Annotated in this window: 16 protein-coding genes; 8 read left to right on the top strand and 8 right to left on the bottom strand. The window is 33.2% G+C overall.

Annotated elements, in window-relative coordinates:
• Positions 1–95 precede the first annotated feature (95 nt).
• The 3 genes from DMB65_RS15535 to DMB65_RS15520 form a co-directional block, all read right to left on the bottom strand.
• Positions 96–818, bottom strand: coding sequence for a CREC-EF hand family protein (locus DMB65_RS15535; RefSeq protein WP_110307583.1), 723 nt, complete (start codon positions 816–818; stop codon positions 96–98).
• Positions 819–1,290: 472 nt separating this feature from the next.
• Positions 1,291–3,756 (bottom strand): TonB-dependent receptor, encoded by a 2,466-nt coding sequence (locus DMB65_RS15525; RefSeq protein ID WP_110307548.1) that lies wholly within the window; start codon positions 3,754–3,756, stop codon positions 1,291–1,293.
• Between the two features lie 11 nt (positions 3,757–3,767).
• Complete coding sequence (locus tag DMB65_RS15520; RefSeq protein WP_110307582.1) at positions 3,768–5,462, bottom strand: M23 family metallopeptidase; 1,695 nt, start codon at positions 5,460–5,462, stop codon at positions 3,768–3,770.
• A 181-nt stretch (positions 5,463–5,643) separates the two neighbouring features.
• Between DMB65_RS15520 and DMB65_RS15515 the strand changes: the two genes are divergently transcribed.
• From DMB65_RS15515 to rny, 3 genes are all read left to right on the top strand, one after another.
• Positions 5,644–5,934: a hypothetical protein gene (locus DMB65_RS15515; protein ID WP_110307547.1), complete on the top strand. Its 291-nt coding sequence runs from the start codon at positions 5,644–5,646 to the stop codon at positions 5,932–5,934.
• 5 nt (positions 5,935–5,939) lie between these two features.
• On the top strand, positions 5,940–6,233 hold the full coding sequence (locus tag DMB65_RS15510) for a cell division protein ZapA (protein WP_110307546.1): 294 nt from the start codon (positions 5,940–5,942) through the stop codon (positions 6,231–6,233).
• A 206-nt stretch (positions 6,234–6,439) separates the two neighbouring features.
• Complete coding sequence (rny, locus tag DMB65_RS15505; protein WP_110307545.1) at positions 6,440–8,002, top strand: ribonuclease Y; 1,563 nt, start codon at positions 6,440–6,442, stop codon at positions 8,000–8,002.
• Positions 8,003–8,075: 73 nt separating this feature from the next.
• Here the strand turns inward: rny and DMB65_RS15500 are convergent, their stop codons facing one another.
• From DMB65_RS15500 to DMB65_RS15490, 3 genes are all read right to left on the bottom strand, one after another.
• Positions 8,076–9,626 carry a sensor histidine kinase gene (locus DMB65_RS15500; RefSeq protein ID WP_230470692.1) on the bottom strand — a complete coding sequence of 517 codons (1,551 nt, stop codon included), beginning with the start codon at positions 9,624–9,626 and terminating at the stop codon, positions 8,076–8,078.
• A gap of 110 nt (positions 9,627–9,736) precedes the next feature.
• Entirely contained in the window at positions 9,737–10,633 is an 897-nt protein-coding gene (gene xerD / locus DMB65_RS15495; protein ID WP_110307543.1) for a site-specific tyrosine recombinase XerD, read from the bottom strand.
• An 81-nt stretch (positions 10,634–10,714) separates the two neighbouring features.
• Positions 10,715–11,221 carry an outer membrane beta-barrel protein gene (locus tag DMB65_RS15490; protein WP_110307542.1) on the bottom strand — a complete coding sequence of 169 codons (507 nt, stop codon included), beginning with the start codon at positions 11,219–11,221 and terminating at the stop codon, positions 10,715–10,717.
• A gap of 350 nt (positions 11,222–11,571) precedes the next feature.
• Here DMB65_RS15490 and DMB65_RS15485 point away from each other — a divergent pair, with 350 nt between their 5' ends.
• The 3 genes from DMB65_RS15485 (at position 11,572) to DMB65_RS15475 (ending at position 15,238) form a co-directional block, all read left to right on the top strand.
• The gene (locus DMB65_RS15485) at positions 11,572–12,132 is read left to right on the top strand and encodes a porin family protein (RefSeq protein ID WP_110307541.1); all 561 of its coding nucleotides are present in this window, start codon (positions 11,572–11,574) and stop codon (positions 12,130–12,132) included.
• A 132-nt stretch (positions 12,133–12,264) separates the two neighbouring features.
• Complete coding sequence (aroQ, locus tag DMB65_RS15480; protein ID WP_110307540.1) at positions 12,265–12,678, top strand: type II 3-dehydroquinate dehydratase; 414 nt, start codon at positions 12,265–12,267, stop codon at positions 12,676–12,678.
• A 70-nt stretch (positions 12,679–12,748) separates the two neighbouring features.
• On the top strand, positions 12,749–15,238 hold the full coding sequence (locus DMB65_RS15475) for a DUF5686 and carboxypeptidase regulatory-like domain-containing protein (protein WP_110307539.1): 2,490 nt from the start codon (positions 12,749–12,751) through the stop codon (positions 15,236–15,238).
• Between the two features lie 160 nt (positions 15,239–15,398).
• Here DMB65_RS15475 and DMB65_RS22475 read toward each other — a convergent pair whose 3' ends face one another.
• Both DMB65_RS22475 and DMB65_RS15470 read right to left on the bottom strand, forming a co-directional pair.
• Positions 15,399–15,584 (bottom strand): hypothetical protein, encoded by a 186-nt coding sequence (locus tag DMB65_RS22475; RefSeq protein WP_230470691.1) that lies wholly within the window; start codon positions 15,582–15,584, stop codon positions 15,399–15,401.
• Between the two features lie 4 nt (positions 15,585–15,588).
• Positions 15,589–16,254, bottom strand: coding sequence for a transposase (locus DMB65_RS15470; protein ID WP_230470690.1), 666 nt, complete (start codon positions 16,252–16,254; stop codon positions 15,589–15,591).
• Positions 16,255–16,388: 134 nt separating this feature from the next.
• Here DMB65_RS15470 and DMB65_RS15465 point away from each other — a divergent pair, with 134 nt between their 5' ends.
• Together DMB65_RS15465 and DMB65_RS15460 are read left to right on the top strand one after the other, a co-directional pair.
• Entirely contained in the window at positions 16,389–16,640 is a 252-nt protein-coding gene (locus DMB65_RS15465) for a hypothetical protein (protein WP_110307538.1), read from the top strand.
• A gap of 38 nt (positions 16,641–16,678) precedes the next feature.
• A complete protein-coding gene (locus DMB65_RS15460) occupies positions 16,679–17,338 on the top strand; it encodes a hypothetical protein (protein ID WP_110307537.1) in 660 nt (219 codons plus the stop codon).
• Positions 17,339–17,340: the final 2 nt, after the last annotated feature.

Raw genomic sequence — 17,340 nt, 5'->3', positions numbered from 1 at the left:
AAGAAAACCGTATAGAATTTTAAAAATTTCTACACGGTTTTCCTTTCCGTCCACAGCAGGAAAATCATTTTATCTGTTGACAAAATCTTAGAACCTTAAATAGGTTTATAATTTTTCACTTCCCAATTTTTTAAACCTAAATCTATATAATTGTAATGCAAAACATCATTTTTATCGAATTGGCCATTTTGGTTGGTGTCTTCTATAGTTCTAAAATACAAACGATTTTTAGACTCAATTAAATTCCAATCTACTAATTCCTGAAGATCAGCCGATATTTTTGTAAAATTCTCTCCGCTGATACTGCTTAAATAAAGTGTCTTAATATCACTGGTATCAATCTTACCGTCTTTATTGGTATCAGAGTCTGTAAGGGTATAAACCATGATTTTGTTTTGTGTTTTATCAGCAATTGTTTTTAAATAAGTCGCTGTTAAAATTAAAATCGGTTTATCAGATAACGGTCTAATAGAATCTGAATCGGTCTTTTGAAATTTCAAATTTTGCAGATAACCTGTAATCTCAAATTCGCCTAAATTAGAAATAGTAAAACTGACATCATTTACACTCGATGATCCATACCGTACCTTTGTTCCTTTTTCAAAAACTCTTAAATCTCCGACAGGATGAATCAAATAATCTGTACCTTCCATTTGGATAGGCAAATCAGCTATTTCAATTTGCGTTGAATCTGTTTTAGTTAAAGTACTTGTTTTATTAGATGTATCATAAGTCACTTTTGGTTTTTGAACTTCTTCTTTACAGCTCGCTAAAGATCCAATAATTACTAAGGCTATATATTTTAAATATTTTTTCATCTGCATCAATTATATTCGATTATCAAATATACTATTTTTGATTGTAATATTGGTTTTTATTGAATTTTACTAAGGCAAAAATGTTGATAAATACAATTCCGAAATAGCCTAAAGAAATTGAAATCAATAGTCCTGATAAAAACATCATAATCTGTTTTGGAATCATAGTGCACTTTAATTCCGTTAATAGTATCCTTATTTGCTATCAATTTTCTAAGATATAATTTCATCTCGTTAAGATTCTTTCTTTCACAAAACTCACTTTTACTAAAATTAAAAACCTTATAATTTCTGAGAGTTGGAACTTTATATTTTTCAAAATCCCCTTTGTTTGGTATACCCAATTGAATTACACCATAAACTTTAAAAGAGTCTGTTTTAAAAAAGTAAATTATACATATTAATGGAATCAAAACCAGAGAAATCATTCCCGGAACATAAAAAATCTTTTTCCTTCTTGTCTGTTCGTTCATTACAGTCTCGCATTCAGTTTTATATTAAAAACCCTAGAAGTCATATAATTTGGAATGGCATATTGATTTTTTGAATAAGCATCACGCACCCATGTATTCGTTATAGCATTTTGGTTATTAAAAATATTGAATATTTCCACTCCTAACGATAATTCCTTAAAAGCTTTAAGCCAACCCGCTTTTGCAATATTGTTCTGGTCTATAAATACCTTCGCAAAACCAACATCGGCTCTTCTGTAATCATTTAACCTGTTTTGGTACAGATAAGGATCTGAATAAGATGGTGAACCTCCAGGCAAACCAGTATTGTAAACTAAATTCAGATACAATTTTATACTTGGAATGTTTGGCATATAATCCTGAAACAACATGGCAAATTTCAGTCTTTGGTCGGTTGGTCGGGCGATATAGCCTTTGCTTCCGTAGTTTTCTTCTGTTTTCAGATAGCCGAAACTAATCCAGGATTCTGTTCCCGGTACAAATTCACCATTTAACCTGAAATCCAATCCCTGTGCAAATGCTTTGGCATTATTATCTGCAACATAACGAATCCTCACATTATCTATTGAATAGGTATTTACGTCTGAAAGTGATTTATAATAAACCTCTGTAACCCATTTAAAAGGGCGGTTCCACATTTTAAAATTATAATCATTGCTTATAACAAAATGGATCGATTGCTGTGCTTTTACATTTGGATCAACTTCTCCATTCGAATCCCGGAGCTCCCGATAAAATGGTGGCTGATGATACAATCCTCCCGAAACCCTGAAAATCATATCCATCTCCCAATCCGGCTTTAAGGCAAATTGCGCTCGCGGACTAAAAACAGCCTGATTTTTACCTTCAACATCTGCACCGGAAACCTGCCAGCTTTGAAAACGGGCACCAATAGTGTACCAAACCTGACTCGATCCAAGATCTGACTTATTATTCCATTGCGCGTAAACGGAATATCGGCTTATGTCATTAAAATTTGTAGCCCGAATATTTTGATAAGGCAAAAGTGGTCCGGTATAAGGTTCGTATGGCTGATTGTTTTTCGGCAAATCTAAAATAGGCGGATTTAATGAAAATCCTGCCGAATCAATCACCTCCCACTCTACAATTCTGTCACGTATCGATTCTCTTGTATATTTCAAACCAAACTCTACCTGGTTATTATGCTTCCATTCTTTGAAACCTTTCAGTTCGATGTTCGCAATTAAAGCATCCAAATCATTTCGGGCATGGTTGAGCTGGGTTCCAATTCCTCTTGTAAAATCGACATCATCAGGGTTTCTATTCCCATCTTCATCAACATTTCCTAATCGGTATTGTGCCAAAATATCAAAATGTTCCTGTTCAATAGTATGAAATAAAGATCCAATCAATTTGAAAGTAAGGCTTGACGAGGACTTATAAGTTGTTTTTATCGCTCCAAAATAGGTATCGTACTGATCTTTTTCCTGACCTTCATAAAAAACAGCAAGAGCCATAGGCTGATCAATGGTTCCAAATTTTGTTTCTCGTGTTAAGGGACGATATAAATATTTATTTTGCGAAATATTGCCTAAAAAACTCAATTGCCATTTTTGAGAAATATCGTAATTTATATTTGTCTGAAGGTCTGCAAATGTTGGCGTATAATTGGTCTGTGTATCCTGACTATTGACCAGTAAACTATTATTGCGATAGCGAACACCCGTTACGGCAGACCATTTTTTGTTTTTAGAAACGGCATCAACAGAAAAACTTCCACCAAGAAAACTGGCTTCCAGTGATGCTCCAAACTCGGTAGGTTTTCGATACGTAATATCTAATACCGAAGAAAGTTTATCTCCAAATTTTGCCTGAAATCCTCCTGCCGAGAAATCTACATTTTGTACTAAATCTGTATTGGTAAAACTCAATCCTTCCTGCTGACCGGAACGAATTAAAAATGGTCGGTAAACTTCGATTTCGTTTACATAGACCAGATTTTCATCATAATTTCCTCCACGAACTGCATATTGTGTACTCAGCTCGTTGTTTGAATTTACTCCCGGCAATGTCTTAAGAACATTTTCTATTCCGGCATTTGTCCCGGGTATTTTTTTTATGGTAGCAGGATCAATAACTGTAATACCCTGAACACGTTTTTTATTTTTTGATGAAACAAAAACTTCCCCCATCTGTTCTTCAGAATTGTTCATCACCGGGTTAAAAACAAAAGTTTCGTAAGGTTTAAGATTTACAGACAACGTCATCATTTTTAAAGAAATGTGCGTAAAAATCAAAACAACCTTTTTATTTGATGGTACGAAAATATCAAAACGCCCTTTAGTATCCGATTTTGCAGTTTTATCCCCTGCAGTAACATTTACGTCGGCAACCGGATGATTTCCACTATCTAAAATAACTCCTTTTACGCGGGCACTTTGGGCAGATGAAGCATAACCAATCCATAAAAAAAGGAAAACAATTATTAATTTAAAGTGATTCAAAAGCTTAGATTTTATTTTTGTTGACTTCTAAAAAAATGAGTTTCAAAGATAGCAGAATTCCCCACATTATCAACTACTTCAATTTTTAAATCGTTGGCACCTTCAGCTAGCAATTGATCATCAAAAATGTGTGTTATCTTTCTTGTCTTGTTATCATATTCAAATAAAATCCAGTTTCCGTTCAAATAACCGTTATACGATTTAATTCCCGACAAAGCATCACCAATCGTGAACTGAATATTTTTGACTCCGGTAATCCATTTATCCTGAATAGGCTTGTTGATTTTTATAACCGGAGCCACAGTATCTAAAACTAAACCATATTGACCCAAGATCTTTGATTTTGCAGTAAAAACATCCTCTTTTCGGGTTGTAGGATTGTAACTTTTGCTGTTTCCGCCAAGCCTTGCAATAAAAACCTTATCTCTTAGGCTTTCTGAATATGTACTGTCTTTTATAGTAATTGTGAAATTAGAATGCACCGGTACAATATCTTCATGGATGAAAATTCGATTGTTTTTTACATCAAAATTTAAATTAAAATCTTCATAAAAAGTCCCGGAAGGAAAAAATACGGACATGTTATCTTTTTCAAAATTCGAATCTTTATTATGTTCGACAAAATAGTTTGAAATTATGGGCTCAGCATTAATAAGCGGTGCTTCCGAATCATATTCAATTGGAACCGTAACCGAATTCAAATTTCCAAAATAGTCCGAGACTTCAATTCTGTAAGCAGAAGCTAAATTAGGTTCAACCGGAATTATTCCGTTAAGCGAATCCGTTTTTATGATGCTAAGTGCAAAAGGCGTTTTCATGAATAACTTTTGTATACGCTGCCCTGTTTTTTTGTACCTTGGATAATCGATAAAAGCATTGATAAAACGCATTTCATCAAAAGAATAGGTATTGAACTGATAACTGTATTTCGGATCACCGTTTAAAAAACCGGTAACATTAAAGACTCCGTTTCTATTCTCCGAAACATCATCAAAATCAAAAGCATTAATTCCGAAACCTATTTTCCCGTTCGCTTTTACTTTGCCTGCCAGATAAGTTCCATCTTCTTGAAGTGAAAGATTAAGCAACACAGGCTGCTTTGATTGATTTACTGTTGTACTATCCATCGGATAAACAAATAAACCAGAAATGGAGGGTTTCTTATTATCTTTCACATATTGATCAAATCCAAAAAACATGGGATTTATAACAAATTCAGTTTTTGTATCACGAAATTCAAAATGCAGGTGCGGTCCTTCAGAAGAACCCGTATTTCCTGAAAGTGCTATAATTTGACCTTTTGTAACAGGAAGTTCATCCGGTTTTGGGAACATTTCGATCTCAAAAGACTTTTTACTGTAATGTGTTTTCTGAATGTATTCCTGAATTGGACCGACAGCAGTTTGTAAATGCCCGTAAACAGTTGTATACCCATTTGGATGTGTGATATAAATACATTTTCCGTTGCCGAAAGTCGAAATTTTTATTCGGGACACATAGCCATCCGCTACAGCATAAACAGTAAGACCTTCTCTTTGATTGGTTTTCAAGTCGAACCCGGCATGGAAATGATTAGACCTCAATTCTCCAAAATTTCCCGAAAGCTGCATCGGAATATCAAGAGGCGGGCGAAAATAATCTTTAGGATATTGGGTTTGGGCAAAAATAAAATTGCAAAAGAATAAAAAAAACGAAAAAAATCTCATAGGTAACATTTTGGCTAAGATAAAAAATTTAAGGAAGGAAAACAGAAGATAAAACGGGCAAAAATACAATTCCCTGAATTTCATTAATTTGCTTATTTTTAATGTAAAAAAATCGATAAAAAATTGCATTAATAAAAAGGAATACTAACTTTGTAGGATTAAGTAATGAATTGGATTTATAATGAGTGTAATTGCTGAAATAATTGATACTCTTGAATATAAGATCGAAAAGCTTTTTGTGAAATCAAAAGCTTTAGAAAAAAACAATCAGGATTTACGATTTGAACTAAACAAAGCTGCACAAATTATCCAGAAACAATCTGAAGAAATTGAAGCTTTGAAGAAACAATACGAAACACTTAAGATAGCCAATTCGTTGCTCGGCAGCGACAATAACAAGAGAGAGACAAAGCTTAAAATAAATTCACTAATTCGCGAAATTGATTACTGTATTGCACAACTATCAGATTAGTAAACATGAACGGAAAGCTTAAAATTAAAATATCAATTGCAGACAGGGTTTACCCATTAACGGTAGAACCTGCTCAGGAAGAAGGACTTAGAAGTGCTTCCAAAAAAATTGATGCTATGATTAAGCAATTCGAAGAAAATTACGCCGTTCGCGACAAACAAGATGTACTGGCTATGTGTGCCCTGCAATTTGCGTCACAGGTAGAACAAAAACAAATTGACAACGCCATTGATGGAGAAGAAACCATCAAAGGGATTAAAAGATTAAATTCGCTTTTAGATCAATATCTCGAAAATTAAACGTTCTTTACATCAACTAAGATACTGCCTACATTAGTTCACAATTGGTAAACTCAACACTAACAATTTAGAATGAGCAAATCGTCGCTACTATAGTATGCCATGCCCCGGCTTGGAAACTTGAACAGTGAGTTAGCTCAAAACTTGTCTTTACGAGTTTATTCAAGCAATTAATGTAGGCTTTTTATATATAAATTTTAACAAACATGGACATCATAACAATCATTATTTCAGGTATTGTAGGTATTGCGGCAGGTTTTGCTATAGCTAAAATTATCGAAAAAAGTAATATTTCTAATTTAATCAAAAACGCAAAAAAAGAAGCTGCTTCCATTTTAAAGGATGCCAATTTAGAGGCGGAAAATATTAAAAAAGACAAAATTCTTCAGGCAAAAGAAAAATTCATTGAATTAAAAGCAGAGCATGAGCAGGTAATTTTATCGAGAGATAAAAAAGTAGCCGAAGTAGAAAAAAGAGTTCGCGATAAAGAATCTCAGGTTTCAAATGAATTATCTAAAGCCAAAAAAGTAAATGATGATTTTGAAGCTAAAACTGCCGAATACAATAACAAAATCGACGTCTTAGACAAAAAACAAGCTGAAGTAGACCGATTACACAAAAGCCAACTACAACAATTAGAAGTAATTTCTGGACTTTCTGCAGAAGAAGCAAAAGAACAATTAGTAGAGGGATTAAAAGCTGAAGCCAAGAGTAAAGCTATGTCCCATATTCAGGAAACTATTGAGGAAGCCAAACTTACTGCACAACAAGAGGCTAAGAAAATAATCATCAATACTATACAAAGAGTTGGAACAGAAGAAGCCGTTGAGAATTGCGTTTCCGTTTTCAATATTGAATCTGATGATGTAAAAGGTCGAATTATTGGTCGTGAAGGACGCAACATCCGTGCATTAGAAGCTGCAACAGGAGTAGAAATCATTGTTGATGATACGCCTGAAGCTATTATTCTTTCCTGTTTCGATCCTGTTCGCAGGGAAATTGCACGTCTATCATTACACAAACTAGTAACTGACGGACGTATTCACCCGGCAAGAATTGAAGAAGTTGTTGCTAAAACTGCCAAACAAATTGATGACGAAATTATCGAGGTTGGTAAACGTACGGTTATCGATTTAGGAATTCACGGTTTACACCCTGAATTAATCAAAGTTGTCGGAAGAATGAAATACCGTTCTTCTTACGGACAAAACCTATTACAGCACTCCAGAGAAGTTTCTAAACTTTGCGGCATCATGGCGGCAGAATTAGGCCTGAATGTAAAGTTAGCAAAAAGAGCAGGTTTACTTCATGATATTGGTAAAGTTCCGGATACTGAAAGTGATTTACCTCACGCTTTATTAGGAATGCAATGGGCTGAAAAATATGGCGAAAAAGAAGAAGTTTGCAACGCTATTGGAGCCCACCACGATGAGATTGAAATGAAATCATTACTATCTCCGATTATTCAGGTTTGTGATGCTATTTCAGGTGCAAGACCCGGAGCAAGACGTCAGGTACTGGATTCATACATTCAGCGTCTGAAAGATCTTGAAGAGGTAGCTTACGGGTTCAGCGGTGTTAAAAATGCCTATGCAATTCAGGCTGGTAGAGAACTTCGTGTAATTGTAGAAAGCGAAAAAGTTTCTGATGATAATGCAGCTAATCTGTCTTTCGAAATTTCACAAAAAATACAGACTGAAATGACTTATCCTGGTCAGGTAAAAGTGACTGTTATTCGTGAAACGAGAGCAGTAAATATTGCAAAATAAATCAACAAAATTATATTCACAAAAAAACTTCTCATCGCTGAGAAGTTTTTTTTATTTCTGATTTTTACTTTAATTACAGTTCATCATCAAAGACTATTTTAAACGTAGTCCCTACTCCAACTTCACTTTCAACAAAAACTTTTCCGTTCATGGCTTCTATCTGATTTTTGGTAATATACAGCCCAATACCCCTGGCGTCTTTATGTTTATGAAACGTTTTATACATTCCGAATAACAAATCACCATATATAGCCAAATCAATTCCGAGACCATTGTCTGTAATTTTTAATGCTTTATGTCCCTCTCCTTCTAAGACATAATCAAATACAATCAAAGGAGTCCTGTCCGGATGCGAATACCTTATCGCATTAGTTACAAAATTAAGCAGAACACTTTCGAGATAAGCCGGATTGAAATTTATCATTACATATTCAGGCACATTATTTATGATGCTGGTCTTTGTTTCGGAATTAAAATCCTTAATAGCTGAAATCGTTTTATTAATGTATTCCACCAAATTTAATGGCTTAATAAGGACATCCATATTGCTCTGAATCTGAACAATTTGATTTAAATTCAAAATTGTATTATTCAAATCATTCGAAACCGTCTTAAGGTGTACCAACATCTCTTTAATTGTTTCTTTTTTCTCATCAACATCCATAAAATCAAGGATTGCCTTTATATTGCCTGCCTGAGTACTTAAATTATGCGAAACTATGTGAGAAAAATTCAGTAAACGACTATTTTGCTCACTATATAATTTCATTGTTTTTATGAGTTCCAATTCTCTTTCTTTTTGAGTCGAAACATCGGTATGGGTTCCTATAACCCGCAAAGGTTTTCCGTCTTCATCCCGTTCAATTACTTTTCCCCTGTCCAAAATCCATTTGTAATTTCCTCCGGAGGTCAATACCCGATGATAATTTTCATAATAGGGAATTTTATTATCAAAATGATCCTGAATATCCGAATAATACTTTGGCAAGTCATCTGGATGAACAATCTGATCCCAAAGTTCGGGATCATCAAATACATCTGCCGATTCAAGTTCTAAAATTTTTAAAGACAACGAAGAATAAAAGACTTTATTGGTAGACATATTCCAATCCCAAATCCCGGTTGTAGAAGCTTCTAAGGCAAATTGAAATCGTTCTTCAGAAATTCGCAACCTCAACTCTTTATCTTTTAAATCTGTAATATCGGAGAGATGCCCAAAAAAGTTAATGTTACCATCATCAGACAATTCAGATTTAGCGGAAATTCTAAACCATCTCAGCCCTTTTTCAGGCAATATTCCTCTAAATTCAGCTTCCCATCTTGAAATTTGTTTTTTTGCCTTTAGAAACGACTGAAAAAATAAATCACGGTCTGAGGGATGTACTCTTTCGGCAATAGCTGATTTGATATCATTTGAGAAATCATCCGAATTTAATTCGAATATCTCTTCAATTGATTTGCTAAACAACGGAAACGAATAATTATTATCAACATCGATGGTAATCTGAAAAATCAAATCGGGAATTTCGGCAAACAACTTTTTATAAAAAACGTTTACCTTATTACAATCTTCATTTTCATATAAATCAAAAACCATAATTCTTTTTGTAGGTTGTATATTCACTAAAAATTTGAGCGCAAAAAGATTTCTTTTACAAGAACTAATCCTAGTTAAAAGGTATTCTTTTTTTTTTAAAGAAAGCTACTATTAATAACGAAATTTTATAAAAAAAATTATCTTCTGGGATGAAAAGTATGCATTACCTCTTTTAAGAAACTCCGGTCTAAATGAACATAAATTTCGGTGGTTGTTATTGACTCATGTCCGAGCATTAATTGAATCGAACGCAGATCGGCTCCGTTTTCTAATAAATGTGTTGCAAAGGAATGCCTCAAAGTATGGGGGCTGATATTTTTGTTCAGCCCTATTTTTACAGCCAAATCCTTAATAATAGTAAAAATCATGGCACGTGTAAGCTGATTTCCACGACGGTTTAAAAACAAGGTATCTTCATGACCCTTTTTTATTTTTAAATGAACCCGAACCCCTTTTTGATAAATTTCAATGTATTTTTGAGTTGAATGACCAATAGGAACAAAACGCTCTTTATTCCCTTTTCCGGTAATTTTTATAAAGCCTTCCTCAAAAAACAAGTCTGAAATCTTTAACGACACCAGTTCCGAAACACGAAGTCCGCAACCGTATAAAGTTTCCAGCATTGCCTTGTTTCTTTCTCCTTCGTTTGAACTTAAATCAATGGCCGCAATCAGATTATCAATTTCTTCCACAGACAATGTATCGGGCAATTTTCTACCTGTTTTAGGTGCTTCTATTAATTCCATTGGATTATCATTCCTGTAATCTTCGAAAACCAGATAATTAAAAAAACTTTTTAATCCGGAAATAATTCTTGCCTGCGATCGTGGATTCACTTCTTTTGAAACGGAATAAATAAATTCCTGAACCGTTTCGTCCGAAATTTTTATTGGTGAAACCTCTATTCGATTAGCTTCTAAAAAAAGACACAACCGTTCAATATCAAAACTGTAATTTTCGATTGTATTTTTAGAGAGACCTCTTTCAATTCGCAAATACGACTGATAATCTTTTATATAGGTATTCCATTTCATATCTACAAAGGAACGTAATTTTTGAGCATAAAAAAACCTTCCGGATTAGGGAAGGTTTTAAAATATAAATATTTTCTTTTATTAGAAGTGTAAAGCAAATCCAACATTGAATTGGAAAGCACTTTCAAAATAATCATCATTTAATGAATGATTATAACGAACACCTGGCTCAATAGAAACATTTGATCCTAAAAAGATAGCATATCCACCTTGAATTCCAACGTAAGAAGGATTTTCATCCCAATCTTTATTATCTACTCCGTTATAAGAAAGTTCAACTGGGAATTTGTTTGCGATATAATATTTAGCACCTACTTTGTAAGCAAAAGTGCTAAAATCTTCTCCATCGTCTCCGTAACCTAAACCTAACTTCACAGCTAAATTATCAGCTACAAAGTAACCACCTTCTGCTCCAATATTCCATTCTGTAGTACCATCAGATGAAACTAAACCAAATTGAGTACTTCCAACACCATTTCCGAAACCTGTGTTAGCTTCAATTAACCATTTTCCTTTTGCTGTTTGTTCTTGTGCATTAGCAAATCCAAAAGCCATAACTGCGATGGCTGATAAAATAATTTTTTTCATTTTTTTTTGATAAATTAATGATTATTTAGTGGCGCAAAGCTATGTTAATAAAGATCAACAAACCAAATATTAATATTAAATAATTCATTAATTTAGTTTAAAAAATCCTGTTAAAATAAACAAAAAACTTAAAGTCAAACGATTACATTTTTAAATATCACTAAAAACAGTTAGATAAAAAATATTAATATTATTAGTAAAATTCTTTCTTTTTAAGATGAATGAATGTATTTTTCATTAATTGAGTGAATGAAAAATGGAAATTTTGAAACGCAAACAAACAATAATTATAATCCTTTTGAGTTTTTATTTGCATTACTTTGTACAATCAAATCTTAAATTTTAACATTATGAAAAAAGTTTTTTTAGCGGTGGTTTTGTTTATCGCCACCTCAGCAACGATTCAGGCACAATTATTAAAAATCGGGGTGAAAGCGGGGGTTAACTTTGCAAATCAAACCGGGGATGCAACATTTGATGGAGAAAACTTCAACAAAGATGGGATTACGAGTTATCATGCAGGGCTTGTTGCAGAAATCAAACTATTAGACAGATTTGCTGTTCAGCCTGAGCTTTTGTATTCAACACAGGGAGCAAGCTATAAAAATGCAATAACTGAGTTTAAAAATGAATTAGGTTACTTATCTATACCAGTAATGGCTAAATTTTATTTAACCGATTCTTTTAGCCTCGAAGTTGGTCCGCAAGCTTCCTTTTTATTAAGTGAAAAAGACAATGTAGAACTGGGAGATGCAGAAACCTTCGAATTTGGTGTTAATGCCGGATTGGGTTTTAAAATTACAAAAAATCTTTTTGTTCAGGGGCGTTACGGCTTAGGGTTAACAGAAGCGTCAAAAAATGCGGATGTTAAAAATTCAACAATACAATTGTCTGCAGGATTTATGTTCTAAAAGAATATCACATATTTTTATAAAAACCGTTCTAATAATCAGGACGGTTTTTTTTATTTTTACAAACTGCGTGAGAGGGTTTCTGTAAAATGTAAAATGGATTCAAGCCACCTTAATTAAATCGAATTATTTATGAAAATCGCTATTATCAACGGACCCAATTTGAATCTTTTAGGAAAAAGAGAACCTGAAGTCTACGGAAGCCAAACTTTTGAAGATTATTTTGAAATATTGGAACGCAAATTTCCAAATGTGGAACTTTCCTATTACCAAAGTAATATTGAAGGTGAACTGATTGGGAAAATTCAGGAAGTTGGTTTTACTTATGACGGGATTATTTTGAATGCAGGTGCTTATACCCACACTTCAATTGGTCTTGGCGATGCCATGAAAGCAGTAACAACTCCGGTAATTGAAGTTCATATTTCGAATACCTACGCGCGCGAAAGCTTCAGACATCAATCGTATTTATCCGGAAATGCAAAAGGCGTTATTTTAGGTTTTGGATTAAAAAGCTACGAACTGGCGATTCAGTCCTTTTTTTAATTCACTATTTAACAAATTATTAATAGCCACACTTATAAGTTATTTTATTTTTGTGAGAGAAAAAACGCTCATGAAAAACTATATCTTATTCGCCTTTTTATTTTTTTCAATTTCAAGCTTTGCCCAAATTAAGGGAACGATAACCGATGAAAAGGGAAATCCACTGCCTTTTGTTTCAATTTTTGAAGAAAACACGTATTCAGGTACAACTTCAAACGAACAGGGTAAATACCAACTCAGTGTAAAAGAAGTTGGAAAAAACAAGATTGTATTTCAGTATCTGGGTTTTAAAACACAAAAAATAGCTGTTTCTTCTGGATCCGAAACAGTAACCCTTGATGTTAAAATGCAGGAAGAAAGTCTTGCATTAAATGAAGTTATTATTGACCCAAAAAACAATCCTGCAAATGCCATCATAAAAAGTGCCATTGCAAACAAAAAGGAAAACTCAGCAAAAACGGCACGTTATACCGCTGATTTTTATTCGAAAGGAATGTTTAAAGTCAAAGATCTTCCGAAGAAAATTTTGGGACAAAAAGTAGATTTGGGCGAAGATATGTCTTCTAATCTTGATTCAACCGGAACCGGAATTTTATATTTATCGGAGACTATTTCGAAAATCACTTTTGAAAAACCGGATAAATTAAAAGAGAAAATCATTGCTTCTAAAATCTCCGGAAACAACAGAGGATACAGCTATAATACCGCTGCCTTATCAACTTATGATTTTTATGACAACACTTTAGATTTTGATGTAAAACTCATTTCTCCTATTGCAGACAATGCTTTCAATTACTACAAATACAAACTTGAGGGTACTTTTTATGATGACAACAAGCAACAAGTCAATAAAATTAAAGTAACACCAAAACGTGATAAGGAACCTGTTTTTGAAGGTTACATTTATATTGTCGATGATAGTTTTGCACTTTATGCCATAGATTTAGACATTAAGGGATACCGAATGAAAAATGAATTTACTGAAACCATGACCTTAAAACAAAGTTTCAGCTATAATGCAAAAAATAAAATCTGGTCTAAAAATGCACAGACACTTTCGTTCAATGCCGGTATTTTCGGGATTAAATTCTCCGGAAATTTCAATTATATTTATTCGAATTATGAATTCCCGAATTCGTTTGAGAAAAAAACCTTTAGTAATGAAATTGTAGCTTTTGAAGCCAATGCGAATCAAAAAGACAATGCTTTTTGGAACGAAATCCGCCCAATTCCGCTGACAATTGAAGAAAGCAATGATTACACTAAAAAAGACAGCCTACTGACTATTCGAAAATCCAGAAAATATACCGATTCGATTGATACCAAAAACAATACGTTTAAGATTTGGGATATTTTGATGGGCTACGATTACAAAAACACATTCAAAAAATATTCATTTGACTATAAAGGTCTGTTAAACGTAAGTTCTTTAAGTTTTAATACTGTTCAGGGGTTCAATTTAGATTCCGGTTTTTCTTTTAAAAAATGGAATGACGAGAATGGGAAAAGCACTTCTGTAAGTACAACCTTAAATTACGGTTTTTCAGACGAACGTTTACGTGTAACGGCAGAATTGAACCATCGTTTTAACACTATCAATTATGCTTCAATCTGGGTTTCAGGCGGAACAAAAACCGCTCAGTTTAACGGAGCCGCACCTATTACCAAATTTGTTAATTCAATAAGTTCGTTGTTTTTTAGAAACAATTATATAAAGCTGTACAACCTGGAATTCGCTCAGATTAACTACGGTCAGGATGTTGCAAACGGAATAAACCTGAATGCTAAAATTGCTTACGAACAGCGAAAACCGCTCTTTAACACAACTGATTATTCTTTCTTTAAAAAAGATGACATTTATTCTTCAAACAATCCTTTAGCTCCGGATGATTTTAGCAATCCCGCTTTTGCCTCGCATCATTTGTTTAAAAGCGCATTGAATGCCAGAATCAATTTCGGGAATAAATATATTTCAAGACCTGATGGAAGATATAATATTAAAAATGAAAAATATCCAACTGTATTTTTAGCATTTGAAAAAGCCTTTGCCGCCAGCGAAAAAAAATACGAATTTGAGAAAATCGGTACCTCTGTACTATACGATTTATCATTAGGAAACAAAGGTCTCCTCGGCATGACTTTTAAAGCTGGAAAGTTCTTTAATGCAGAAAATATTGCTTTCATGGATTTCAAACATTTTAACGGAAACCAAACGCACATAGGAACCGCTGACCGTTATCTGAATGTTTTTAACTTAATGCCTTACTACACAAACAGTACAAATGACCGTTATTTTGAAATGCATTTAGAACACAATGATACCGGATTTATCATGAATAAGATTCCGTTATTGAATTTATTAAAATCAACGATGAATATTGGATTTCATTCTTTGGCAATTCCGGACAGAAATCCCTATTCTGAATTTACTGTTGGTTTAGACAATTTAGGCTTTGGTAAATTTAAATTATTCAGGGTTGATTATGTACATTCTTATCAGGGTGGAATACAGCAAAATGGTGTTGTGTTTGGACTAAAAGTTTTGAATGTTTTGGATTAAACATCCCTTTTTCAAAAAACCTCATTTTGTCATTTTCGATCTTTTGATAAATCACATCCCAAAATGTTTTAATGTTATGCAACCGGATTGTGTAACTGATGTTTTTATGGTTTATATTTTTTAAATTCAAATTACGCAGTAGGGATTTCAAAAGGATAATTTAAATTTTCGAATAATTCCAAAGACCGCTAAACCATGCCCTTCGTTTTTTGTTGAGAGCAATTTTTAATACCAATTTGTCGTTTTGTTTTTCAAAATAGGCTCCAATGGCAAAAGTTCTGTATCTCAATGTTGCTAATGTTTTTTGTGTTTTCTCCTGGAGGATAAAAGTTCTAAAAAGTGCCATAAGGTTATAGGCAATCATTGCAAAAGTCAAAGCCGCTGTCAAGCCTTATAAAACCTACTGTTTTGTTTTTCAATTTAGACAAAGTATCTTCTAGAAAAGATAAAAAATTATTTGAAGAAGAAGTATCGCCGCTTCGAAGCCACATATTGGCAACCCGTTTTACATCGTCAATAAAAGCAATCAAGGGATGATGCGAAACTCCTCCTCTTTTGGCCGGATTGTATCCTTTTTTTGCTCCTTCCTGTTTGCCATAGCGTGTCATTACAGAAGAATTAATATCTAAGGTAAAATTATCGAATTTGAAATTATCAAAAATCCACGAGTAAAAATGATTACTCACATTATGATTGGTGGCTTGGTTGAATTTGCTGAAAAATCTTTTGTAAGTATCCTGCTCAGGGATTTCTTTCCAATCGAACATCTTCCCCAAAGCAATATCATGACGAGTAACTTCGGTGTGCATAAAACGATTTGCTCCGCACCAAACACTGGTGATAAATGCCTCAATTATCGTAGTGACTTTATGACCTCTGTTGGATTTAGGCTGTGGTAAATCTTCGCATTTAGAAATATGTTCTCTAAATCCAATTTTCTGCAACATTTGTTTTAAGAAGACCATTCCGCCCCATGGCGTAATCTCTTTACTGGTGTAGGATATATCAAATTCCATGGTACTGATTTTCTAATGCCAAGCATTAGGATTTTAAAGTTCAATTTAATAATTATTTTCTAATGCGGAATTTAGGTTTAATTTAGGACGGTACAATCTAAATTACAGACCAAAGGATTATAGATTAAGATTTTATGGTACCTTCTGATGATCATGTTTCAACAGGATTTAGTTTCGGTAAAGATGGAGTAGGTTATCACTACAATATTAGGGGCAAAAATGGAAGAAGTGGAGGCTTTGATGCTGCTTTTAGACCTGGCGGTGAGACTGCCTTGCTAATAGGTAAATTTGTGTTGAGTATTTTTCAACCAGAGACGATACCTCTTTTGGCAGAAGAAACAGAAATAGAAGAAGCGGCAGTAATTATTTATAACCTTGCATTTTAATTATAAAAATTAAATAACTTCACTTTAAAAAAAAATCTATGAGAATTATCTGTGTCATATTATTGGTTGTCCTTTTTTTAGGTTGCAAAAAACAAATAATTAAAAATGAAATGAATTTAATGAATGAAATGAATTTTGTTCCAAACAAAAGTATAAAAATAAAAAACTTGCTACCCTTCAAGAAAGACAATGTTTGTATTGGCAGCTATACAATAAAGAACGATTCTATTGTTTCACAATTTGAAATTCAGTCTAAGTATTCGTTAATAGTAATAAAACTTAAAAATATTTCTAAGAATTATACTTTTAATCATCATCAATCAAATAACTATCCTACATCCGGCTATTTTTCTACTATTGACGAAGGATTATACGAAGTTAATTTGAGTACAGAAGTATTTAAAGATGCCCATAAAATTAATCGAATTGATTTTTTTTCGGATAAAGAGGTAAACTACCAAGTAAATAATGATACCATCAAAAGCTTTGATCTGAATTTTAATAAATACGTTATAAAAATCAATAGCGAAGACACAAAAGTAATATATAGCAAAATAGAATATTATGGATTAAAAAGTTTGAATGCAAATGTGTTGTTCTACACGGTTGAAAATGAAGGATACATCTTTATCATGACACCACTTAAAAAAGACATTAGTTTAGATAAAAACATATTGTATGATTATCTCTTTGGATAATA

This window comes from Flavobacterium cheongpyeongense (assembly GCF_003202435.1).
GTDB classification, from domain to species: domain Bacteria; phylum Bacteroidota; class Bacteroidia; order Flavobacteriales; family Flavobacteriaceae; genus Flavobacterium; species Flavobacterium cheongpyeongense.
Note: the sequence above shows the minus strand (reverse complement) of the source record. Positions and strands in the feature narration are given on the sequence as shown.